Annotated in this window: 20 protein-coding genes and 1 pseudogene; 20 read left to right on the forward strand and 1 reads right to left on the reverse strand. The window is 64.5% G+C overall.

Going from position 1 to position 22,695, the window contains the following annotated elements:
• Nucleotides 1-10: 10 nt before the first annotated feature.
• From CR152_RS17175 to CR152_RS33070, 7 genes are all read left to right on the forward strand, one after another.
• Nucleotides 11-2,383 carry a tetratricopeptide repeat protein gene (locus CR152_RS17175; protein ID WP_157778560.1) on the forward strand — a complete coding sequence of 791 codons (2,373 nt, stop codon included), beginning with the start codon at nucleotides 11-13 and terminating at the stop codon, nucleotides 2,381-2,383.
• 78 nt (nucleotides 2,384-2,461) lie between these two features.
• Nucleotides 2,462-3,199 (forward strand): 5'/3'-nucleotidase SurE, encoded by a 738-nt coding sequence (surE, locus tag CR152_RS17180; RefSeq protein WP_099876363.1) that lies wholly within the window; start codon nucleotides 2,462-2,464, stop codon nucleotides 3,197-3,199.
• Nucleotides 3,196-4,134 carry a protein-L-isoaspartate(D-aspartate) O-methyltransferase gene (locus CR152_RS17185; protein ID WP_099876365.1) on the forward strand — a complete coding sequence of 313 codons (939 nt, stop codon included), beginning with the start codon at nucleotides 3,196-3,198 and terminating at the stop codon, nucleotides 4,132-4,134. Before surE ends, CR152_RS17185 begins: the two co-directional genes overlap by 4 nt.
• Nucleotides 4,135-4,202: 68 nt before the next feature.
• Nucleotides 4,203-5,150 (forward strand): peptidoglycan DD-metalloendopeptidase family protein, encoded by a 948-nt coding sequence (locus CR152_RS17190; protein ID WP_099876367.1) that lies wholly within the window; start codon nucleotides 4,203-4,205, stop codon nucleotides 5,148-5,150.
• A 42-nt stretch (nucleotides 5,151-5,192) separates the two neighbouring features.
• The gene (gene rpoS, locus CR152_RS17195) at nucleotides 5,193-6,236 is read left to right on the forward strand and encodes an RNA polymerase sigma factor RpoS (RefSeq protein ID WP_099876369.1); all 1,044 of its coding nucleotides are present in this window, start codon (nucleotides 5,193-5,195) and stop codon (nucleotides 6,234-6,236) included.
• A gap of 85 nt (nucleotides 6,237-6,321) precedes the next feature.
• A complete protein-coding gene (gene rlmD / locus CR152_RS17200) occupies nucleotides 6,322-7,662 on the forward strand; it encodes a 23S rRNA (uracil(1939)-C(5))-methyltransferase RlmD (protein ID WP_099882422.1) in 1,341 nt (446 codons plus the stop codon).
• Nucleotides 7,663-7,784: 122 nt separating this feature from the next.
• Complete coding sequence (locus CR152_RS33070; RefSeq protein WP_157778561.1) at nucleotides 7,785-8,252, forward strand: TonB-dependent receptor domain-containing protein; 468 nt, start codon at nucleotides 7,785-7,787, stop codon at nucleotides 8,250-8,252.
• An 80-nt stretch (nucleotides 8,253-8,332) separates the two neighbouring features.
• Here the strand turns inward: CR152_RS33070 and CR152_RS17210 are convergent, their stop codons facing one another.
• Nucleotides 8,333-9,010 (reverse strand): Bax inhibitor-1/YccA family protein, encoded by a 678-nt coding sequence (locus CR152_RS17210; RefSeq protein ID WP_099876374.1) that lies wholly within the window; start codon nucleotides 9,008-9,010, stop codon nucleotides 8,333-8,335.
• A 226-nt stretch (nucleotides 9,011-9,236) separates the two neighbouring features.
• Here CR152_RS17210 and ndk point away from each other — a divergent pair.
• From ndk to hflC, 13 genes and pseudogenes are all read left to right on the forward strand, one after another.
• Nucleotides 9,237-9,661: pseudogene (ndk, locus tag CR152_RS17215) on the forward strand (nucleoside-diphosphate kinase).
• 118 nt (nucleotides 9,662-9,779) lie between these two features.
• Nucleotides 9,780-10,949, forward strand: a complete 1,170-nt coding sequence (rlmN, locus tag CR152_RS17220) for a dual-specificity RNA methyltransferase RlmN (RefSeq protein ID WP_099876378.1) — start codon at nucleotides 9,780-9,782, stop codon at nucleotides 10,947-10,949.
• On the forward strand, nucleotides 10,946-11,806 hold the full coding sequence (gene pilW, locus CR152_RS17225) for a type IV pilus biogenesis/stability protein PilW (protein WP_229413430.1): 861 nt from the start codon (nucleotides 10,946-10,948) through the stop codon (nucleotides 11,804-11,806). Before rlmN ends, pilW begins: the two co-directional genes overlap by 4 nt.
• Nucleotides 11,807-11,819: 13 nt before the next feature.
• On the forward strand, nucleotides 11,820-12,782 hold the full coding sequence (locus CR152_RS17230; protein WP_099876381.1) for a helix-turn-helix domain-containing protein: 963 nt from the start codon (nucleotides 11,820-11,822) through the stop codon (nucleotides 12,780-12,782).
• A gap of 13 nt (nucleotides 12,783-12,795) precedes the next feature.
• Nucleotides 12,796-14,070: a flavodoxin-dependent (E)-4-hydroxy-3-methylbut-2-enyl-diphosphate synthase gene (gene ispG, locus CR152_RS17235; protein WP_099882426.1), complete on the forward strand. Its 1,275-nt coding sequence runs from the start codon at nucleotides 12,796-12,798 to the stop codon at nucleotides 14,068-14,070.
• Entirely contained in the window at nucleotides 14,063-15,412 is a 1,350-nt protein-coding gene (gene hisS / locus CR152_RS17240; RefSeq protein ID WP_099876383.1) for a histidine--tRNA ligase, read from the forward strand. Before ispG ends, hisS begins: the two co-directional genes overlap by 8 nt.
• Before the next feature lie 59 nt (nucleotides 15,413-15,471).
• A complete protein-coding gene (locus CR152_RS17245) occupies nucleotides 15,472-16,125 on the forward strand; it encodes a YfgM family protein (RefSeq protein ID WP_099876385.1) in 654 nt (217 codons plus the stop codon).
• A gap of 60 nt (nucleotides 16,126-16,185) precedes the next feature.
• A complete protein-coding gene (gene bamB, locus CR152_RS17250) occupies nucleotides 16,186-17,340 on the forward strand; it encodes an outer membrane protein assembly factor BamB (protein ID WP_099876387.1) in 1,155 nt (384 codons plus the stop codon).
• A gap of 7 nt (nucleotides 17,341-17,347) precedes the next feature.
• Nucleotides 17,348-18,691, forward strand: coding sequence for a ribosome biogenesis GTPase Der (gene der / locus CR152_RS17255; protein ID WP_099876389.1), 1,344 nt, complete (start codon nucleotides 17,348-17,350; stop codon nucleotides 18,689-18,691).
• Between the two features lie 141 nt (nucleotides 18,692-18,832).
• A complete protein-coding gene (hfq, locus tag CR152_RS17260) occupies nucleotides 18,833-19,069 on the forward strand; it encodes an RNA chaperone Hfq (RefSeq protein WP_026354376.1) in 237 nt (78 codons plus the stop codon).
• Nucleotides 19,070-19,117: 48 nt separating this feature from the next.
• Nucleotides 19,118-20,365, forward strand: coding sequence for a GTPase HflX (gene hflX, locus CR152_RS17265; RefSeq protein ID WP_099876391.1), 1,248 nt, complete (start codon nucleotides 19,118-19,120; stop codon nucleotides 20,363-20,365).
• Nucleotide 20,366: 1 nt separating this feature from the next.
• Complete coding sequence (gene hflK / locus CR152_RS17270) at nucleotides 20,367-21,620, forward strand: FtsH protease activity modulator HflK (protein WP_099882428.1); 1,254 nt, start codon at nucleotides 20,367-20,369, stop codon at nucleotides 21,618-21,620.
• A complete protein-coding gene (gene hflC, locus CR152_RS17275) occupies nucleotides 21,620-22,516 on the forward strand; it encodes a protease modulator HflC (RefSeq protein ID WP_099876392.1) in 897 nt (298 codons plus the stop codon). The genes hflK and hflC overlap by 1 nt, the downstream gene beginning before the upstream one ends.
• Nucleotides 22,517-22,695: the final 179 nt, after the last annotated feature.

Consider the following 22,695-nt stretch of genomic DNA (forward strand, 5'->3'; position numbering starts at 1 on the left):
GAGGAGCAACATGGAAATCAAACGCATTACCCTGCCGCCGCTGGCCGGCCCCGGTGACGTGACGACGTTCTATTCGTTCGAGAGCGGCTCGGCGCGCAGCACGGCCCTGTCGACCATGGCGCTGCTGCTGGCCGGACGGCAAAACGCGACCGTGCCGGTGCTGATGATCGACTTCGACACCGCCGCGCCGGGCCTGCACCATTATTTCGAGCGCCCCGGAGAACGGCCCGGCCTGCTTGAATATTTCCAGGCTTGCCGCGATCACCTGCGCCTGTTCGGGCGCGGCGCCGCCGCGCGCGACGATGCCGCGCTGGCGCGCCAGGTGCTCGAGGCGGTCGACTGGGAACCGTTCGTGGAACGGGTCGACCAGAGCCGCCCGCTGTACCTGATGCGCGCCGGCCGCTTCGACGACAGTTACGGCGAGCGCGCCGACCAGTTCGACTGGGATGGCTTGTTCGAGGCGTGTCCGGCGCTGTTCCGTTGCTTCGCCGACTACATGGCGCAGCGCTTCGCCCACGTGCTGGTCGATGCGCGCAGCGGGCGCTCGGCCGCCGTGAGCATCTGCACCACCTTGCTGCCGCGCCGGCTGGTGGCCGTGTTCACGCCCAACCAGGGCAGCCTGGACGGGCTGTCGGGGGTGGTCACGCGCGCCATCGATTACCGCTGCAGCCACGAGGATGAACAGCGCCCGCTGCTGGTCTATCCGCTGCCCTCGTCGATCGACAGCGCCGACGTCCAGCGCCGCCTGCTGTGGCGGCGCGGCGACCCGCAGCGCGCGCTGGCCGGCTACCAGAGCGTGATCGAGCAGTTGCTGCGCCAGTGTTACGGCGTGGCGCGCATCTCGCTCGACAGCTATTTCGATGAAATCCAGTTGCAGCAGATCCATGCGGTGGCCGGCGGCGAAGCGCTGGCGGCGGGCGCCGAACGCGATTGCGACCGCTTTTCGCCGGCACGCACCTTCTCCACCTTGCTCGACTGGATGAGCGGCAATTATTTCCCCTGGCAATCGCACGCCGAGGTGCGCCTGTGCGCCGCCATCAGCGCTGCCCGCGAGCGCCTGGGGCGGGGCATCACCACGGCGCTGTCGCTGCCGCTGGCGCACGACCTGTACCAGCTCGGCCTGCTGTACCGCGGCAACGGGCGCGTCGACGACGCCATTGCCTGCTTTGAAGAAAGCACCAGCCTGCGCCAGCGCCTGCTCGGCGACGAGCATGCCGACACCCGCGCCACCCGGGCCCTGCTGGCGGTGCTGCTGCGCCAGCAAGGGCGGACGGCGGAGGCGCGCCTGCTGCAGGAGTTGCTCGTCGACGATTGCGCGCGCCTGCTCGGGACCGACCATCCCGACACCCTGGCCGCGCGCGCCGCGCTGGCCGCGACGCTGGCTCACGCCGGCGAATTCGCGCGCGCGCTGGGCCTGCACGAACAGATCATCGAGGCCAGTGAACGCGTGCTCGGCTGCGGCCACCTGCACACCCTGGACCGCCTGGCGGGGCAAGCCCAGACCCTGGCCCGCCATGGCGAGTTCAGCCGCGCGCGCATGGTCTACGAACGGGTGCTGGAAGGGCGCGAGCGCCTGCTCGGCAGCGAGCACGAGGACAGCCTGCGCTGCGCCCAGCAGCTGGCGGCCCTGCTGCTGGAACTGGGCGACCTGGGCAATGCGCGCAAGCTGCAGGAAGGGGTGGCCGGCGCGCGCGAACGCAACGCCGGGCCCGACCATCCAGCCACGATGCAGGCGCGCGAGCTGCTGGCCGAAATCATGGCCGCCCAGAGCGATCTGGGCGGAGTGCGCGCGATGCTCGAACTGCTGGCCAAAAGCCGCGAGCGCTGCCTCGGGGCGGACCATCCCGACACCATCACCAGCCAGACCCGGCTGGCCTCGACCCTGAGCGAGCAGGGCGACCTGGACGCGGCCCGGCGCCTGCAGCAAAAGCTGGTCGACGTGCACGAGCAGGTGCACGGCAGCGACGACACGCACACCCGCGACATCAACATGGCGCTGGCGTCCACGCCTTCGCGCCAGGGGCACGGCGTCGACGCGCGCAAGCTGGCCGACAGCGTGCAGCAGGGCGGCGTGCGGCGCAGCGGCATCCTCGACGCGCCCGACAGCGGCGACAGTCTCGGCCATAAGCTGGCCCAGCTGCAGGAACTGATCGACCAGCGCTGCGAACGCGAGGCGCGCGCACTGGCCGACAGCCTGCGCAAAATCGTGCTTCGGCGCAATGTGCCGGCACTGCTGCGCCTGCGCGGGGTAGCCCTGATCAAGCAGGTTTATCAGCGCAACAACGACAAGGATGCGCTGCTCGCGTTTGCCCAGGACGAGGTCTCGGCGCTGCAGCAGGCGCTCACCGACGCCGTCGGCGGGCGCCCGGTCAGCGTCCGCTAAGGCCATCTGGCGCGCCCGGCGCACAATTTGTTGGGCGCGGGCCAGCGTGGCGCTCATTGCATCAGGTAAAATCGGTGCATGAGAATTCTTATCAGCAATGACGACGGCTATCTCGCCCCCGGCATCCAGGCCCTGGCCGAGGCCCTCGCCGCGGTGGCCGAGATCGTCGTCGTGGCGCCCGACAGCAACCGTTCCGGCGCGTCCAATTCGCTCTCGCTGGACCGCCCGCTGTCGGTGCAGAAGGCGGCCAACGGCTTTTACTTCGTCAACGGCACGCCGACCGACTGCGTCCACATCGCCCTGACTGGCATGCTCGACTACCGCCCCGACCTGGTCGTGTCCGGCATCAACAATGGCCAGAACATGGGCGACGATACCCTGTATTCGGGCACCGTGGCGGCCGCGACCGAAGGTTATCTGTTCGGCATTCCGGCGATCGCCTTTTCCCAGGTGGCGCACGGCTGGGAGCACATCGATGGCGCCGCCCGCCTGGCGCGCGACATCGTGCTGCGCCGCTTCGACGAGCTGCCATCGCCGTACTTGCTCAATGTAAATATTCCCAACCTGCCTTACGAGGCCTTGACCACGGTGCGCGCGACCCGGCTGGGCCGGCGTCACCAGGCCGAACCGGTGATCCGCGGGCTCGATCCGCGCGGGCGCGAAATCTTCTGGATCGGCCCGCCGGGCGCCACGCGCGACGCCGGCGAGGGCACCGATTTCCATGCCACCGCCCAGGGCGAGGTCTCGGTCACCCCGCTGCAGGTCGATTTGACCCATCGCGACCAGCTGGCGCTGCTCTCGCGCGGCCTCGCATGAGCGACAAGCCGGACAAATGCAGCACCTTTCCGCTGCCGCTGTCGTCGGTGACGGGCGATGCGCGCAAGGGTCCCGCCTTCGCGCCCGCCAGGGTGGCAACGCCCCGGGTTGCTAATCCGCAAGTTGCGACCCCACGAGTCGCCACGCCCCAGACCGCGACCCGGAATGCCGCCAGGAACGGGGTGCAGCCGAACGGCCCCAGTCCCTACGTGGCACGGGTAGTGGCATCGCCCTCGAAGTCGCACAGCGACGCCCTGCTGCGCGCCCAGCCGCTGCCGGTGACGCCGCCGCGGCCCGACATGGGCGTGTCGGACGCGATCCGGCGCGCCATGGTGGCGCGGGTGGCGCGCCAGGGCGTCAAGGATACGGTGGTGCTGGGTGCGCTCGAAACCGTGCAGCGCCACCGTTTCATCGAGCCGGCCCTGTCGGCCCAGGCCTATATCGATGCATCCTTGCCGATCGGCCACAACCAGACCATTTCCCGTCCCTACATCGTGGCGCGCATGCTGGAAGTGCTGCGCAACGGCGGCCCCTTGAACCGCGTGCTGGAGATCGGCACCGGTTGCGGCTACCAGGCGGCGGTGCTCTCGTGCATCGCCAAGGATGTGTATTCGGTCGAGCGGATTCGTCAATTGCACGAGCTGGCCAAGACCAATCTGCGCCATCTGCGCATCGTGAATCTGCGCTTGCACTACGGAGATGGTATGCTAGGCTTGCCCCAAGCCGCCCCATTCGACGGTATCATTCTGGCTGCGGCCGGTCTGGAGGTGCCGCAGGCACTGCTCGATCAGCTCAGCGTGGGTGGCCGCCTGGTCGCCCCGGTGGGTGCGCAGGTCCAGCACCTGCAACTGATCACCCGTACCGGCAAGGCCGAATGGATGAGCGAAACCCTGGAAGGCTGCCACTTCGTGCCCTTGCGCCCGGGCACCGTTTAAGCGTTCGCCCGGCCTGCGCCCATGGTGCGCGCCCCAGCTTAACAGAACACGACACACATAACATGAGAATGAAATACACAAGCCATCTTCCCCTGCTGTTCCTTACGATCGGCCTGCTCAGCGCCTGTCATACCGCTCCCCGCCGTCCCGTGCCTGTGGTCGACCGCCTGCCGGCCGGCGACATCCGCGCCCCGCGCGCCACCGACGACGCTAAAGACGAACGCGGCATGTACACGGTCAAGCGGGGCGATACCCTGATCCGCATCGCCCTCGATCACGGCCAGAATTACCGCGACCTGGTGGCGTGGAACAACCTGGCCAATCCGAACGACATCAAGGTCGACCAGGTGCTGCGCGTGATGCCTCCGGACAGCGTGGTGATCAGCAAGATCGACATGCCGCCGTCGGAACCGAAAAAGCCGACGCCGCCGCCGGTCGCGGACGTGGTCAAAAAGACCTCGCCGCGCGCCGACAAGCGCCCCTACAGCGACAGCGCGCTGGCCGAGCTGCAAAAAAACGAGGGCGGCGCCGCCAGGCCGGACCCGAAGCCGGCCGAGAAACCCGAGCGCGTCGCGCCGCCGCCGGCCGTCGCCGTCGCGCCGCTGCCCGCGGTCACGCCGGGCAGCACCGTGACCGCCACCGACGACGAAAAGCTGAGCTGGATGTGGCCGTCGGACGGCAAGATCGTCGCCACCTTTGACGAAGGCAAGAACAAGGGAATCGATATCGCCGGCAAGGCGGGCCAGCAAGTCATGGCCGCCGGCGCCGGAAAAGTCATGTACGCGGGCAGTGGCATCCGCGGTTATGGTAATCTGGTGATTGTGAAGCACAGCAACAGCCTGCTGTCCGCCTATGCCCATAACCGCAGCATCGTGGTCAAGGAAGGGCAGAGCGTCAACAAGGGCCAGATCATTGCCGAAATGGGCGATTCGGATGCCGATTCGGTCAAGCTGCACTTCGAGATCCGCCAGCAGGGCAAGCCGGTCGATCCTTCGCGTTTCCTGCCTAACCGCTGACGAACTGCCGCGCAATTGATCCGACACCGGCCCGTGGACCCTATGACGCATTCGAGCTACCAGCAAGGCGACGATCCGGTTCCCGATGAGTTTTCGGACGAGCCGGCCGAGGTCGACGCCGACGCCGATCCGGATATCGACCCGGATATCGACCCGGATGCGGAGCCCGGCCTTGGCGCCGATGCCGTGCCGGTGGCCGGCGCGGTGCTCGAAAGCGTCGACGAGCTGAAAAAAGTGCTGGCGGCCGAGCTCTCGACCGATACCACCCAGCACTACCTGAACCAGATCGGCACCCGCGCGCTGCTCACGGCGCCCCAGGAAGTGCACTACGCCACCCTGGCCAAGGCGGGCGACTTTCCCGCGCGCCAGACCATGATCGAGCACAACCTGCGGCTGGTGGTGTCGATCGCCAAGCATTACATCAACCGCGGCGTGGTGCTGCTCGACATGATCGAGGAAGGCAACATCGGCCTGATGCGCGCCATCGACAAGTTCGAGCCGGAGCGCGGTTTCCGCTTTTCCACCTACGCCACCTGGTGGATCCGCCAGAGCATCGAGCGCGCCATCATGAACCAGGCGCGCACGGTGCGCCTGCCGGTCCACATGGTGCGCGAGCTGAACCAGATCCTGCGCGCCAAATACCACCTTGAAGCCCAGCACCACAACGGCAAGGATGCCAGCGCCGAAGACATCGCCCACCTGGTCGGGCGCCCGGTCGAGGAAGTGCAGGATATCCTGGCCCTGTCCGAGCACGCCACCTCGCTCGACGCCCCGCTCGACAACGATCCGCAGTCGAGCCTGATGGACATGCTGCCCGGCGACGCCGACGACAGCCCCGACGCCCGCGCCGAACACCATGAAATGACGGTGCTGGTGCGCGACTGGCTCACGCGCTTGCCGGACAAGCAGCGCATCGTCATCATGCGCCGTTTCGGGCTCGACAACGACGATCCGGCCACCCTGGAGACCCTGGCCGAGGAGATGGGCGTCACGCGCGAGCGGGTGCGCCAGATCCAGCAGGAAGCCCTGGTCAAACTGAAACGGGCGATGGCCGCCCGTGGCGTGGTGCGCGATTCCTTGCTATGATGCGCGCGGGCTGACACGGCTGCGCGCCTCCTCCTCCTTTTCCCCTTAATCCTCTTTTGCACACGCCTCGCGCGTGTTTTTCGCCATGCAAGACACCATTCTCGACATCAAATCCCTGGACATGGACGCCCGCGGCGTCGGCCACCTCGCCAACGAGGACGGTTCGCCGGGCAAGGTCATCTTCGTCGAGGGCGCCTTGCCGGGCGAAAAGGTCAGCTTTCATACCTTCAAGAAGAAGAAAAACTGGGAAGCGGCGCGCATGACGGTGCTGCACAAGCCGTCGTCGATGCGGGTCGAACCGAAATGCCCGCATTTCGACAATTGCGGCGGCTGCTCGATGCAGCACCTGGAGCCCTCGGCCCAGGTGGCGATGAAGCAGCGCGTGCTGGAAGACAATTTGTGGCATATCGGCAAGGTCAAGCCGGGCAATGTGATGCGCCCGATGTATGGCCCGACCTGGGGCTACCGCTACCGCGCGCGCCTGTCGGTGCGCCATGTTGCCAAAAAAGATACGGTGCTGGTGGGGTTTCACGAAAAGCGCTCGGCGTTTGTCGCCGACATGAGCGACTGCAAGATCCTGCCGCCGCACGTGGCCGCCATGCTGCTGCCGCTGCGCGCGCTGGTGGGCGCCTTGTCGATCTTCGACCAGATGCCGCAGATCGAAATCGCGGTCGGCGAGGAAACCACGGCCATGGTGCTGCGCATCATGGCGCCGCTCACTGGCGCCGATGAAACGGTGCTTAAAAGCTTTGCCGACCAGTGGAATATCCAGTGGTGGCTGCAAACCAAGGGTCCGGAAACGGCCGCGCCGTTCTATCCGCTAGGCAAGGAACTGTATTACACCCTGCCCGAGTTCGGCGTGAAGATGCCGTTCAAGCCGGTCGATTTTACCCAGGTCAACCACCACATCAATCGGGTGCTGGTCGGAAAAGCGCTCAATCTGCTGGAGGTGCAGCCGAGCGACCGCGTTGCCGACCTGTTCTGCGGCCTGGGCAACTTTACCTTGCCGCTGGCCACGCAGGCCAGGGAAGTGGTCGGCATCGAAGGCAGCACCACCCTGACCGAGCGCGCGCTGTCGAATGCGCGCGCCAACGGGCTGTCGGAGAAGACCAGCTTTTCGACCCGCAACCTGTTCGAGGTGACGGCGGAAGACCTGGTCGAACTCGGCAAGTTCGACCGCATGCTGATCGACCCGCCGCGCGACGGCGCCATGGCCCTGGTGCAAGCCCTGGCCGCCCTGCGCCTGAGCCATCCCGAGATGCTGCCCAAGCGCATCGTGTACGTCTCGTGCAGTCCATCCACCCTGGCGCGCGATGCCGGCATCCTGACCCACGAGGCGGGCTACCAGTTGAGCAAGGCGGGCGTGGTCAATATGTTCCCGCACACCTCGCACGTGGAATCGATGGCCGTGTTCGACCTGGTGTAGCGGCCAGGCAGGGAAGGGGCGGCGCCGTTTGGGATAATAAGAATCATTCTCATTTCCGGCCGCGCGGCGCGCTGTTCCAGATCGACAAGGGGCTTGAATATACCAATGCCGCCAAGCTGTACGTGCAGGATGGCAGCGAGCTGCACCAGGGTGTGGAAGTGACGCTGGGCGGGCCGTTGACGCGCAAGCTGCGCCTGCTCGCGGGCGCGGCCTGGCTCAAGGCGCGGGTGGAGGAGACGGCCAACCTCAGCCTGATCGGCAAACGGCCGCAGGGCGTCCCGCCATGGCAGGCCAAGCTGTTCGCCGATTACGCGCTGGCGGCGCTGGCGCCGGGGCTCTCGCTGAACGGCGGTATTTACTACAGCGGCAAGAAGGCGGTCGACCTGCACAATACCTGGCTGGCCAGCGGCTACGTGCGTCTCGATGCCGGCCTGCGCTACGACCAGGCGCTGGCATCGGGCCAGCGCCTGGTGTACCGCCTCACGGTCGAGAACCTGGCCGACAAGCGCTACCTGGCCAATACCAATGGCGGCGCCTCGACCTTCGGCGCGCCGCGCAGCGCCAAGGCGTCGCTCGCAATCGATTTCTGAGTCGCGGCTACTCGCCCTGGAGTTTTTCGGACGTAAAAAAACCGGCCCGCAGGCCGGTTTTTTATTGACCGGGAAAACGCTTATTCGCGTTCGCCGCCCAGGCCCAGCAGGGAGAGCACGTACTGGAAAATCATGTAGACGTTCAGGTACAGGCTCAAGGTGGCGCTGATATAGTTGGTTTCACCGCCGTTGACGATACGCTGCACGTCGTACAGGATGTACGCCGAAAAGATCGCGATACCGATCACCGAGATGGCCAGCCACAGGGCCGGCATTTGCAGGAAGTAGTTGGCCAGGGTGGCGAGGATCAGTACCACGACGCCGGCGAACAGCCACTTGCCCATCATCGAGAAATCGCGCTTGGTCACGGTGGCGATACTTGCCAGAACGGCAAATACGCTGGCCGTGCCGCCGAAAGCCATCATGATCAGGGTGCCGCCGTTGGAAAAGCCCAGGGTGCGCGTAAGCAGCGGCGTGAGCCAGATACCCATGAAGAAGGTAAAGCCCAGCAGCACCACGACGCCCATGGCGCTGTGCTTGGTTTTCTCGATGCCCCAGATAAAACCCCAGGACAGGGCCAGGAACAGGCCGAAACCGAGCAAGCCGCGCGGCACCGGCAGGTTGAACATCACGCCGATGACGGCGCCGAGCACCGTCGGAATCATCGACAGGGCCAGTAGCCAGTAAGTGTTGCGCAATACGCGATGACGCACTTCCTGGCTTCCCGCCAGGGTGTAGTCTTGCATGCTGATTGACATAGTGCCTCCGATTGATAAAAAGTAATGCTCACTAAAAGAATAGCACGGCGGGAGAAAAGCGCGCAAAATCGCGCTTGCGCCCGCGTGTATTTGCTGGCGTCACTCTAACACTTCTGCGGGCGGCCGTGCAATATCCCTCAAAAAGGGGTGTTGTATGGTAAAATCGAAGGTTGATTGGGTCTCATCACCCAACATTAAACCTTTCTTTTTATTGGAGTTTTTACAAATGGCAATCGAACGCACCCTGTCGATCATCAAACCAGACGCAGTTGCAAAAAACGTCATCGGTCAAATCTACAGCCGCTTTGAAGGCGCTGGCCTGAAAGTGGTTGCTGCCCGCATGACGCACCTGTCGCGCGCCGAGGCAGAAGGCTTCTACGCCGTTCACCGTGAACGTCCATTCTTCAATGACCTGGTCGAATTCATGATCTCGGGTCCTGTCATGGTGCAAGCGCTCGAAGGCGAAAACGCCGTCTTGAAGCACCGCGACCTGATGGGTGCGACCGATCCGAAGAAGGCAGAAAAAGGCACGATCCGCGCCGATTTCGCCGATTCGATCGATGCCAACGCTGTTCACGGCTCCGACTCCGCTGAAAACGCTGCTGTGGAAATCGCTTACTTCTTTCAGAAGTGAACGCGTACTCGCGTTAATCAGTCATCCGTGACTGTTTGACCTGCATCACACCGCTTGTCCGGTTCGCCGGGCGGGCGGGACGCTGTTGAAGCATGCTTTTGAAATAACTTTGTCCTGACTTAATAAAGAATACATATGACGACTCTCACCAACCTGCTGGACTTCGATCCCGCGCAACTCGTCGCTTACTGCGCCGACTTGGGTGAGAAGCCGTTTCGTGCCAAGCAGCTGCAGCGCTGGATACACCAGTTCGGCGCCAGCGAGTTCGACACCATGACCGACCTGGCCAAGTCGCTGCGCGACAAGCTGGCCACGCGCGCGGAAATCCGCGCCCCGGCCGTGATCAGCGACCACACCTCGACCGACGGCACGCGCAAGTGGCTGGTCGACGTGGGCAATGGCAACGCGGTCGAAACCGTGTTCATCCCGGAAGAAAACCGCGGCACCCTGTGCATTTCCACCCAGGCCGGCTGCGCCGTAAACTGCCGTTTCTGTTCCACCGGCAAGCAGGGTTTCAACCGCAACCTGACCGTGGCCGAAATCATCGGCCAGCTGTGGATGGCCGAATTCGAGCTGCGCCGCACCAAGGGCATCGAACCCGGTCCCAAGGGCGAGCGCCAGATCACCAACGTGGTCATGATGGGCATGGGCGAGCCCCTGCTCAATTTCGAGCCGACCGTTACCGCCCTCAAGCTCATGCTCGACGATAACGCCTACGGCCTGTCGCGCCGCCGCGTGACCCTGTCGACCTCGGGCGTGGTGCCGATGATGGACAAGCTGTCGCAGGAAGTGCCGGTGGCGCTGGCCGTCTCCCTGCACGCGTCGAACGATGCGCTGCGCGACGGCCTGATTCCGCTGAACAAAAAATACCCGCTGCGCGAGCTGATGGCCGCCTGCCGCCGCTACCTCGAATTCGCCCCGCGCGACTTCATCACGTTCGAATACTGCATGCTCGACGGCGTCAACGACAGCGACGAGCACGCCCGCGAGCTGGTGGCGCTGGTGTTGGATCCGGCGGTCGGCGTCTCGTGCAAATTCAACCTGATTCCGTTCAATCCTTTCCCTGAGTCCGGCCTGTTGCGCTCGAAGAATCCGCGCATCAAGGCCTTCGCCCAGGTGCTGATGGATGCCGGCATCGTGACCACGATTCGGAAAACACGCGGCGACGATATCGACGCCGCCTGCGGCCAGCTGGCCGGCGAAGTGCAAGACCGTACCCGCGTACAGGAGCGCATGGAAAAAATGGCTGAATATCAGAAGAAGTTCGGCGCCGACTTCGGGCGCATCGTGGAGATTACTTCTTGAGCGCGCGCCTGCCGCGGCAATCGTCCCGTCCCTTGCGCAGCCTGCTGGCGCTTGCCGCCGCCGGCATGGCGCTGTCGGCCTGCGTGAGTACCACCAGCACCCGCAACGACACCGCCAGCGCCATCGGCCTGCAGGGCAGCAAGACGGAACTGAAAACCAGCTCGGACCAGACCAGCAAGGACAAGCGCGCGTCGATCCGCATGCAGCTGGCTATCGGTTACTACCAGGAAGGCAATTACACGGTTGCCCTCGACGAGATCAAGCAGGCAATCGCCATCGATCCCGAGATCGCCGACGCCTACAGCGTGCGCGCGCTGATCTACACCAGCATGGGCGAGATGGTGCTGGCCGAAGAGAATTACCAGCGCGCGATGCGCCTGGCGCCGCTCAATCCCGACCTGAACAACAACTATGGCTCCTTCCTGTGCCAGACCGAGCGCTACGCGGCGGCGATGGCCCAGTTCGAGATCGCCCTGAAAAACCCGCGCTACCAGTCGCCGGTCAAGGCCATGGTGAACGCGGGCGGATGCGCCATCAAGCAGAAAAATTTCGACGCGGCCGAGCGCTACCTGCTCGACGCCCTGCGTTTCGAGCCCGACTTGATGCCGGTCAATGCGGGTCTGGCGCGGATCTACTACGAGCGGCGCGACTACGTGCGCGCCGGTAATTATATCAACCGCGTGAAAACGGTCGCGAAACCGGAAGTCTTGCCCGCCGATGTGCTGTGGCTGGCGGTCCGCGTCGAGCGCAAGCTGGGCAACAAGGATTCGGAGACGAGCCTGGTGACCCAGCTGCGCCGGCGTCATCCCGGCTCGCCCGAATTCGCAGCCTTCCAGCGCGGTGCATTTGATGAGTGAGACAGGAACGACGATGAGTTCAGAGCGGGCAGAACAACCAGCAGCGGGCGCGAACGCGGGGGCGAACGCCGGAGCGAACCATGGTTTGCCGGGCAAGACCCTGGCCGCCCAGCGTGAAGCGATGGGCTGGACGGTGGAGCAGGTCGCCGACCAGCTGAAAATGGCGGTGCGCCAGGTTACCGCGCTGGAAGCGGGCGATTACGCCAACCTGCCGGGACCGGCCGTGGTGCGCGGTTTCGTGCGCGCCTACGCCAAGGTCGTCAAGCTCGACGCGGCGCCGCTGGTGGCCATGATTTCGCTCGACACCCCGGAACTGGCTGAGCCGGGCAGCCGCACCGTGCGGCGCGACAAGCCGGCCACCTTTTCCGAAGTGCGTTTTCCGACCAACGGCAAGCGCTCCAGCCTGCCGCTGGGCCTGATCGGCGCGGCCGTGCTGGTGGTGGCCGTCGCTGCCGGGGCCTGGCATTTCGGCCTGGTGCCGTCGGCGCTGCTCTCCAGCAGCGCCCCGGCTACCGCGCCGGCCGCCGCCTCCGGTTCGCAAGCGAGCGTGACGGTGCTGCCGGCGCCGGTGGTGGCCGACAAAGCGGTCACCGCGCCGCTGGAAACGACCCTGGTCAAGCCGGACGAACGCAAACCGGTCATCGCACCGTCGCCGCCGCTGGTGTCGGTACTGCCCCCGGCTACCGCGCCGGTCGCCACAGCAGCCGCCACCCCGGCCGCCACCCCGGCCGCGCCTCCCGGATCGAACACCCTGGTGCTGAACGTGCGCGCCGATTCCTGGGTCGAAGTACGGCGCGCCAAGGGTGCGCCATTGCTGTCGCGCCTGCTCAAGGCCGGTACCGTCGAAACGGTCGAAGTCGGCGAACCGGTCACCCTGATCGTCGGCAAGCCCGACGGCGTGAGCGCCACCCTGCGCGGCGATGCGGTGGCCATGCCGTCCACCAACGGCCGCGTCGCCCGAGTCAACCTCAAGTAATAGGTCTTTGTTCATGTCTTCTTCGAATCTGGCGATCCCCTCCGGGCCCCTCGCGCGGCGCAGCAGCCGGCGCGTGCTGGTGTCGCATGGCGAACGCAAAATCTGGGTCGGCGGCGACGCCCCCGTGGTGGTGCAGTCGATGACCAACACCGACACGGCCGACGTGATCGGCACCGCGATCCAGGTCAAGGAACTGGCCCGCGCCGGCTCCGAAATGGTGCGCATCACGGTCGACAAGCCCGAAGCCGCCGCAGCCGTGCCACTGATCCGCGAACAGCTCGACAAGATGGAAATCGACGTGCCGCTGGTGGGCGACTTCCATTACAACGGCCACACCTTGCTGCGCGACTTCCCCGAGTGCGCGCGCGCGCTGTCGAAGTACCGCATCAATCCGGGCAACGTGGGGCAGGGCGCCAAGCGCGACAGCCAGTTCGCCCAGATGATCGAAGCGGCCATCACGTACAACAAGCCGGTGCGCATCGGCGTGAACTGGGGCAGCCTGGACCAGTCGCTGCTGGCGCGCATCATGGACGAAAACGCCCAGCGCGCCGAACCCTGGAGCGCGCAGGCGGTGATGTACGAGGCGCTGATCACCTCGGCCATCGACAATGCGCTGCGCGCCGAGGAAATCGGTTTGGGACGCGACCAGATCATCCTCTCGTGCAAGGTGTCGGGCGTGCAGGACTTGATCGCGGTGTACCGCGAACTGGCGCGCCGCTGCGACTATCCGCTGCACCTGGGCCTGACCGAAGCGGGCATGGGCAGCAAGGGCATCGTGGCGTCGACCGCCGCGCTGTCGGTGCTGCTGCAGGAAGGCATCGGCGACACCATCCGTATTTCGCTTACGCCCGAACCGGGGGGCGACCGCACGCGCGAAGTCATCGTGGCGCAGGAAATCCTGCAGACCATGGGACTGCGCAAATTCGCGCCAATGGTCATCGCCTGCCCGGGATGCGGACGCACCACCTCGACCACGTTCCAGGAATTGGCCGACAACATCCAGACCTATTTGCGCGAGCAGATGCCTGAATGGAAAAAGTCGTATCCGGGCGTGGAAGGCATGAACGTGGCCGTGATGGGCTGCATCGTCAACGGTCCGGGCGAATCGAAGCACGCCAACATCGGCATCAGCCTGCCTGGCACGGGCGAGTCGCCCGCCGCGCCGGTATTCGTCGATGGCAAGAAAACCGTCACCCTGCGCGGCGATAAAATCGTTGAAGAATTCCAGGCGATCGTCCTCAATTACGTACAAACCACTTACGGCAAGAAGTTAATCGAACATGTCTGAAAATAAAAAAGAAAAAGCAACGAAGATCACGGCCGTCAAAGGCATGAACGACATCCTGCCGGCCGATGCGCCGCTGTGGGAATTATTTGAAAATACCGTGCACTCGGTCCTGAAGAGCTACGGCTATCAAAAGATCGTCACCCCGATCGTCGAAGACACGGCGCTGTTCAAGCGCGCCATCGGCGCGGTGACCGACATCGTCGAAAAGGAAATGTATTCGTTCAAGGATGCGATGAACGACGACGAACTGACCCTGCGCCCTGAAGGCACGGCCGGCGTGGTGCGCGCGGTCATCGAGCACAATCTTGTCTACGACGGCCCGCGCCGGGTCTGGTACGCCGGTCCCATGTTCCGCCACGAGCGTCCGCAGCGCGGCCGCTACCGCCAGTTCTTCCAGGTCGGCGCCGAAGCGGTCGGCTTTGCCGGTCCGGATATCGACGCCGAGCTGATCATGCTGTGCCGCCGCCTGTGGGACGACCTGGGCCTGGAAGGCATTCGCCTGGAAATCAATTCGATCGGCGACGCGGCCGAGCGCCAGCGTCACCGCGCCGACCTGATCACCTATTTCGAAGCGAACGCCGAGCTGCTCGACGAAGAAGCCAAGCGCCGCCTGCACGCCAATCCGCTGCGCATCCTCGACACCAAGAACCCCGCCATGCAGGACCTGGTGAACAATGCGCCGAAGCTGCTCGACTACCTCGAAGGCGAGTCGGTGGTGCACTTCGAAGGCTTGAAGCGCATCCTGGACCACAACAATATCCAGTACACCGTCAACCCGCGCCTGGTGCGCGGACTCGATTACTACAACCGCAGCGTGTTCGAGTGGGTCACCGACAAGCTCGGCTCGCAAGGCACCGTGTGCGCGGGCGGACGCTACGATCCGCTGATCGAAAGCTTCGGCGGCAAGCCGACCCCGGCCGTCGGTTTCGCCATGGGCATCGAACGCCTGGTGGAGCTGATGAAAGAGGCGGGAGAACCGAACGATCCGTCCGAATGCGATGTCTATATGGTGCACCAGGGCGAGGAAGCGCGCATGCAAGCCTTCGTGCTGGCCGAGCGCATCCGTGATGCCGGCCTGGATGTTGTGTTACATTGCGCCGCTGCGAGCGGTCCCGGCAGCTTCAAGAGCCAGATGAAAAAAGCCGACGGCAGCGGCGCGGCTTTCGCCGTGATCCTGGGCGACGATGAAATCGCCAAGCGCACGGCGGCGGTCAAGTCGATGCGCGGCGCCGAGGGCGAGCAGCAGGCCAGCGTGCCGTTCGACGACGTGGTCGACTACCTGGTCAACCAGATCATCGGCGCCCACGAGCATGACCACGAGCACGTGCACTACCATCACTAGACGCAAGGCGGCACCCCGCTCTACCCGATTAATCAGTATTTAACTACGTTGAGAATGACATGGCATACGATCTCGAAGAACAAGAACAACTGGCCGCGATGCAGGCCTTCTGGAACAAGTACGGCACCATGCTGATGGTGCTGCTGATCCTCGCCGCCGGTTCCTACTCGGGCTACACCTGGTGGAAGCGCCAGGAGCGCGTCAACGCCGCTGAAGCGTCGGGCCTGTACACGCAGATGCAAACCGCGGCCGCGGCCAAGGACAACGCCAAGGTGCAGCGCATCGCCGGCGACGTGCGCACCAAGTACGCCAAGAGCGCCTACGCGTCCATGACGGCGCTGACCGCCGCCAAGAGCGCGTTCGACGCCAACGACCTGAAGGCGGCCAAGGCCCATCTGCAATGGGTCGTCGACAACGGCAACGACGAGTACAAGTCGATCGCCAAGCTGCGCCTGTCCGGCGTGCTGCTCGACGAGAAAGCCTACGATGAAGGCCTGAAACTGCTGGGCACCAGCTTCCTGCCGCAGTTCAGCGGCGCCGTGGCCGACCGCAAGGGCGATATCCTGGTAGCGCAGAACAAGATCGCCGAAGCGCGCACCGCCTACCTGGCCGCGCTGGCCACGATGGACGACAAGCATCCGGGCCGCGCCGTGGTCCAGCTCAAGCTCGAAGCCATCGGCGGCAGCGTGCCCGAGACCAAAGCGGCCGCCTGAGCGGCCCGCTAGGTTCGTTCGGTCCGCATCAACAAGTTACCCAGAACAAGGTCAATGACTATGCGTATTACCCAGAAACTTATCGGTGTGAGTGTGCTGGCCCTGATGGCCGGCTGTTCCACCCTGAGTTCGCTTAATCCTTTCGCCTCCAAATCCAAGGGCAACGTGCCCGCGCCGCTGGTCGAGCTCAAGGGCACGATGGCCGTGCGCACCGCCTGGAAGCTCGACATCGGCAAGGCCGAGGATTATGTCTTCGCGCCGGCGCTGGTCAACCAGTCGCTGGTGGTGGCCGGTGCCGACGGCGCCATCGCGCGCGTCGACGCCGCCAGCGGCAAGCAGCTGTGGCGCATCAAGGCCGACACCGGCCTGACCGCCGGCGTCGGTACCGACGGCAACATGCTGGTCTTCGGCGGCGCCAAGGGCGGCGTGCTGGCCTACGACCTCGAAGGCAAGCTGCTGTGGAAAGCCCAGGCGTCCAGCGAAGTGCTGTCGAGCCCCGTGATCGGCGAGGGCGTGGTGGTGGTGCGCTCGGTCGACAACCGCATCGTCGGCCTCGACGCCAAGACGGGCGAGAAAAAATGGACCGTGCAGCGCGTCTCGCCGCCGCTGACCCTGCGCAATGCGCCGGGCATGGTGGTGGTCGGCAAGGATGTCATCATCGCCCAGCCGGGCGGCAAGCTGCTGTCGCTGAACCTGGCCACGGGCGCCGCGCGCTGGGAAGTGGCGGTCGGCGAAGCGCGCGGCGCGACCGAACTCGAACGGGTCACCGACATCGGCGGCACCCCGGTCGTGATCGACCAGGAAGTGTGCGCCGCGTCCTACCAGGGCCGCGTGGGCTGCTTCGACATCGCCACCGGCGCCGCGCGCTGGACCAAGGAACTCTCGTCCGACGTCGGCGTGACGGTCGACCAGCGCTTCGTGTTCGCCGCCGACGACAAGGGCGCCGTCTCGGCCTTTAACCGCGAAGGCGGCGTGAGCGCCTGGAAAAACGACAAATTGAGTTATCGCCGCCTGTCCACCCCCGTGTCGTATTCGCGCACGGTGGCGGTCGGCGACTACCAGGGTTTCATCCACTTCCTGTCACGGGAAGATGGTTCCTTTCTGGCGCGCGCCGCCACCGACGGGAGCGCCATCACGGCGCCACCGATGGTGGCCGGTTCGAACCTGATCTTTCAAACACAATCTGGGACAGTGACCGCCATCGCGGTCGAATAAAAACACCATGAAGCCGGTAATCGCATTAGTTGGTCGCCCCAACGTCGGGAAATCGACACTCTTCAATCGCCTCACCCGCTCGCGCGACGCGCTCGTGGCCGACTTGCCTGGCCTGACGCGCGATCGTCACTACGGCGAAGGCCGGGTCGGTGAACGCCCCTTCCTCGTCATCGACACGGGCGGCTTCGAGCCGGTCGCCAAGGAAGGCATCATGTTCCAGATGGCCCTGCAGACCAAGCAGGCCGTCGCCGAAGCGGACGTGGTTGTCTTCATCGTCGATGGCCGCCAGGGCCTCACGCCGCACGACAAGACCATCACCGACTTCCTGCGCAAGTCGGGCCGCAAGGTGATGCTCGTCGTCAACAAGGGCGAGGGCATGAAGTACAGCTCCGTCGTGGCCGACTTCTACGAACTCGGCATGGGCGACCCGTACGTCATTTCGGCCGCCCACGGCGACGGCGTGACCGACCTGGTCGAGGAAGCGCTCAACGAAGCCTTCGCCCAGCGTCCGGACGACCAGGAAGAACTGGAACCGGCCGCGCGCGGCATCAAGATCGCCATCGTCGGCCGCCCGAACGTGGGCAAGTCCACCCTGGTGAACACCCTGATCGGCGAAGAGCGCGTGATCGCCTTCGACATGCCGGGCACCACGCGCGACTCGATCGAAGTTCCGTTCGAGCGCGACGGAAAGAACTACACCCTGATCGACACGGCCGGTATCCGCCGCCGCGGCAAGGTGTTCGAAGCGATCGAGAAGTTTTCGGTCGTGAAAACCCTGCAGTCGATCTCGGAAGCGCACGTCGTCATCCTGCTGCTCGACGCCCAGCAAGACATTTCGGAGCAGGATGCGCACATCGCCGGCTTCATCCTGGAATCGGGCCGCGCGCTGGTGGTGGCCGTCAACAAGTGGGATGGCCTGCGCACCGACGAGCGCGACGAAATCAAGATCGACATCGACCGCAAGCTCGATTTCCTCTCGTTCGCCAAGACGCACTTCATTTCGGCCCTCAAGGCGCAAGGCATCGCGCCGATGATGAAGTCGGTCGACTCAGCCTACGCCGCCGCCACCGCCGACCTGTCGACGCCGCGCCTGACGCGCGCGCTGATCGAAGCGGTCGAGAAGCAGGAGCCGCGCCGCAAGGGCTCGATCCGTCCTAAAATGCGCTATGCGCACCAGGGCGGGCAGAATCCGCCGATCATCGTCATCCACGGCAATTCGCTCGACGCCATCGGCGAGCCGTACAAGCGCTACCTCGAAAAGCATTTCCGCGACACCTTCAATCTGGTAGGTACGCCGCTGCGGATCGAGCTGCGCGTGGGTAAAAACCCGTTCGCGCGCACGTCCAAGTAGGTGCGCACGTCCGACAGACAATTGCAAAACAGGTTACAGTAACTCAGGGACATCATTGACCTCACAGAATGATGGTCCCGGCACTTGAAAAACCAGCGAGTCGCCTCCAATTCTTTACTACAACAACATCACGGAGCTGTTATGAGCAACAAAGGGCAACTGTTACAAGACCCATTCCTCAATGCCTTGCGCAAAGAGCATGTTCCCGTCTCGATCTACCTGGTCAATGGGATCAAACTGCAGGGCCACATCGAGTCCTTCGACCAGTACGTGGTCTTGCTGCGTAACACGGTGACCCAGATGGTCTACAAGCATGCAATCTCCACCGTTGTTCCGGCACGCGCGGTTAATCTCAATCTTGATTCCGAAGCTGAGTAAGGCCATGGGCGCCGCCACCCCGGGTCGCCTGGCCCTGCAGGGAGGCCTATGCGCGCAGCACTAGTCGGCATCGATTTCGGCGCTGGCGACTTCAACGCGAGCGTGGAAGAGCTGTCCCTGCTCGCCCGTTCGGCAGGCGTCGACCCGATCACCACCATCACCGCCAAGCGTTCCAGTCCGGACGCTGCCTACTTTGTCGGCAGCGGCAAGGCCGACGAAATCGGCCTGGCCTGCGTGGACCAGAACATCGAGATCGTGATTTTCAATCACGCCCTGTCTCCGGCCCAACAGCGCAATCTGGAAAAACGCCTGAATATCCGCGTCCTCGACCGCACCAGCCTGATCCTCGATATCTTCGCGCAGCGCGCCAAGAGCCACGAGGGCAAGCTGCAGGTCGAACTGGCGCAGCTGCAGCATCTGGCCACGCGCCTGATCCGCGGCTGGACTCACCTCGAACGGCAAAAGGGCGGTATCGGCCTGCGCGGTCCGGGTGAAACCCAGCTCGAGACCGACCGCCGCCTGATCGGCGAACGCGTCAAGGCCCTGCGCGCGCGCCTGGCCAAGCTGCGCAAGCAGCACGAAACCCAGCGCCGTTCGCGCGGGCGCAGCCATACCTTTTCGGTCTCGCTGGTCGGATACACCAATGCCGGCAAGTCGACCCTGTTCAACGCGCTGACCAAGGCCGGCGTGTACGTCGCCAACCAGTTGTTCGCCACGCTCGACACGACCTCGCGCCGCGTCTACCTGGGCGAGGAAGTGGGCAACGTGGTCATGTCCGACACGGTCGGCTTCGTGCGCGAACTGCCGCACCAGCTGGTGGCGGCATTTCGCGCCACGCTGGAAGAAACCATCCACGCCGACCTGCTGCTGCACGTCGTCGATGGCGCCAGCCCGGTGCGCATGGAACAGATCGAACAGGTCAACCTGGTGCTCAAGGAAATCGGCGCCGATCATATTCCGCAAATCCTGGTGTGGAACAAGATCGACGCCGCCGGCCTGGAGCCTGCGGTCGAGCGCGATGAAGCGGGCAATATTGCGCGCGTCTTCATCAGCGCCCACACCGGCGCCGGCCTCGATATGCTGCGCGACGCCGTGGTCGAAGCGGCCAAGGCCGCGCCGGAACGCAGCCACCTTTTTGAAGAGCAGGACGATGCCGAACCGGTTGACGCGCCCGATGGCGACGACGCAGACGATGCGTCCGACCTTGATGATGCCCACGACGCAGACGATGCGGACCAGGCGCAGGACGCGCAACCGGCCGAAATTCTAACCTCCACCATTGTCGGACCTCGATAGCATGCTTGCTTCATTACTCAAACGCGTCGGCATCCGGCCGCCGCCCACTGTCCTGCTGCAGGACAGCAAACGTCCCGGTGACGGCCCGCCCGATCTCGACCAGATGTGGCGCGACTTCAACCAGCGCCTCAACCGCCTGTTCGGTCCCAAGGGACCGGGCGGCGGCGACACGGGCGGTGGCGGTTACCGCCCCGACATGAAGGGCGCCGGCGTCACGGTCGGCGCGGCGGCGGCGGTGGTGGCCTTCATCTGGCTCGCCAGCGGCGTCTTCAGCGTGCTCGAAGGCCAGGTCGGCATCGTCTCGACCTTTGGCAAATACGCGCGCACCACCGGTCCGGGCTTGAACTGGCGCATGCCGTATCCGTTCCAGACCCACGAAAAGGTCAACGTCTCGAACCTGCGTACCGTCGAAATCGGTACCAGCGGCACCGTGCGCGCCAAGAATCCGCAAGAAGCGCTGATGCTCACCGATGACGAGAACATCATCGAGATCCAGTTCGCGGTGCAGTACACGCTCAAGGATCCGAAGGCCTGGCTGTTCAACAATTACGACACCGACGACACCGTGCGCATGGTCGCCGAAACGTCGATGCGCGAAATCGTCGGCAAGAGCAAGATGGACTTCGTGCTCTACGAGGGCCGCGAAAAGGTCGCCCTCGACACCCAGCTGCTGATGCAGAAGATCATCGACCGCTACGCCCTGGGCGCGCAGATCAACAACGTCACCATGCAGGTGGTGCAGCCGCCGGAGCAGGTGCAGGGCGCTTTCGACGATGCCGTCAAGGCTGGCCAGGACCGCGAACGGGCCAAGAACGAAGGCCAGGCGTATGCCAACGACGTGGTGCCGCGCGCGCGCGGTAACGCCTTCCGCCTGATGCAGGAAGCCGAAGCCTACCGCTCGATGGTCACCGAAAACGCCACCGGTAACGCGGCCCGCTTCACGCAAGTGATGACCGAGTACCAGAAGGCGCCTGCCGTTACCCGCGACCGCATGTACCTCGACACCATGCAGCAGATTTTCACCAGTGCCAGCAAGGTCATGGTTGACGCCAAGTCCGGCAGCAACCTGCTGTACCTGCCGCTCGATAAACTGATTGCGCAGACTGCCGCCAACGACGCCGCCGTCGGCGCCAAGTCCGGGCCGGTGCAAGCCGCGCCGCTGCCGCTGCCGGCAGAGGTGATGCAGCCGCTCGAACAGGTGCGCCAGCGCGACAACCGCAGCCGCGAATCCTCACGTGATCGGGAGATCCGCTAATGAACCGCTTAGTTTCCATTCTTGTTGCGGGCTTCGTCGCGCTGATGCTGCTGTCGTCGACCGTGTTCGTGGTCGACCAGCGCACCTTCGCCGTGGTGTTCGCGTTCGGCGAAATCAAGGAAGTGATCAGCGAGCCTGGTCTGCACTTCAAGCTGCCGCCGCCGCTGCAAAACGTGATCTACCTCGACAAGCGCATCCTCACGCTCGATACGCCCAACGCCGACCGCTTCATCACCTCGGAGAAGAAGAACATCCTGGTCGATACCTTCGTCAAGTGGCGGATCATGGATCCGCGCCTGTACTACGTCAGTTTCAGCGGCAGCGAGAAAAGCGCGCGCGCCCGCATGGACCAGATCGTCAAGGCGGCGCTGAACGATGAAATCACCAAGCGCACCGTGCGCGACGTGATTTCCGGCCAGCGTGGCAGCGTGATGGAAGCGATCCACCGCAAGGTCGAAGCCGAGGCCAAGCAGATCGGCGTGCAGATCGTCGACGTGCGCCTGAAGCGCGTCGATTACGTCGAGCAGATCAACGCCTCGGTGTACGACCGCATGAAGGCCGAGCGCCTGCGCGTGGCCAACGAATTGCGTTCGACCGGTTCGGCCGAATCGGAAAAAATCCGCGCCGACGCCGATCGCCAGCGCACCGTGATGCTGGCCGAAGCGTTCCGCGACGCCGAGAAGATCAAGGGTGACGGCGACGCCAAGGCATCGCAGATTTACGCCGAAGCGTTCGGCAAGAACCCGGAGTTCTACAAGTTCTATCGCTCGCTGGAAGCGTACCGCGCGACCTTCAAGAGCCATGGCGACGTGATGGTGCTCGATTCGAATTCGGAGTTCTTCAAGTATTTCCGTAGTCCGGGCGGGGCTGCGGCGCCTGCCGCCGCCAAGAAGTAAGCACCGGCGGTTGGATGAATAACGGGCGGGTCTGCGTTGCAGGCCCGCCCGTTTGCTTTTGGGGGACGTTTGTAAAGCGGTCGCGCGCTGCCAACGGTTATCCACCGTTCTCAAGACCGTCGTTCCCGCGCAGGCGGGAACCCAAGTCCGCGGATCCGCCAGTGGCATTGGTGCGAACT

The sequence above is a fragment of the Massilia violaceinigra genome, assembly GCF_002752675.1.
In the GTDB taxonomy this organism is placed as follows: domain Bacteria; phylum Pseudomonadota; class Gammaproteobacteria; order Burkholderiales; family Burkholderiaceae_D; genus Telluria_A; species Telluria_A violaceinigra.